We start from the raw sequence: 458 nt of genomic DNA, 5'->3' as shown, positions 1-458 counted from the left end.
GTGGCCCTCGCGCGCCGCGCGGTGGAGCAGGTGCCCCACCACCGCCCGGCCCCGCCGCGGGTCGTCGGGCGAAGCGGCGTCGCCGAGCAGCCGCCGCGCGCAGTGGTCGGCCTGCTGGAGGGTGGCGCCCGGCAGCGTGAGCAGCCGCCAGGGATCGCCGGCGAGCTCCTCGGCCGCGCGCGGTCCCAGCGCGGCGAGCAGCGGCTCCACGAGCCGCTCCGGCGCGCCCATCCGACCCAGCACGCCGCGCAGCCGCTCGGCGGGCCCGGCGTCGCCTCCCGGCTGCGCCCCGGGCGCGGAGGACGGGAACGGCGACGCTTCAGACACGAGAGAACCCCTCCGGGACGGACGACACGTCGGCGCGGCGGCTGCTCGGCGACGCCGCTTCGCCCGACGACCCGCGGCGGGGCCGGGCGGTGGTGGGGCACCTGCTCCACCGCGCGGCGCGCGAGGGCCAC

1 protein-coding gene is annotated in these 458 nt (G+C 81.4%); it reads right to left on the bottom strand.

Annotated features, from left to right (window positions below; genetic code table 11):
* Positions 1 to 327, bottom strand: a 327-nt coding sequence (locus DEF28_RS26840; RefSeq protein WP_325049048.1) for a helix-hairpin-helix domain-containing protein, incomplete at its 3' end; no start/stop codon positions are given.
* Positions 328 to 458: the final 131 nt, after the last annotated feature.

The organism is Marinitenerispora sediminis, from assembly GCF_003336425.1.
Lineage (GTDB): Bacteria > Actinomycetota > Actinomycetes > Streptosporangiales > Streptosporangiaceae > Marinitenerispora > Marinitenerispora sediminis.
Note: the sequence above shows the minus strand (reverse complement) of the source record. Positions and strands in the feature narration are given on the sequence as shown.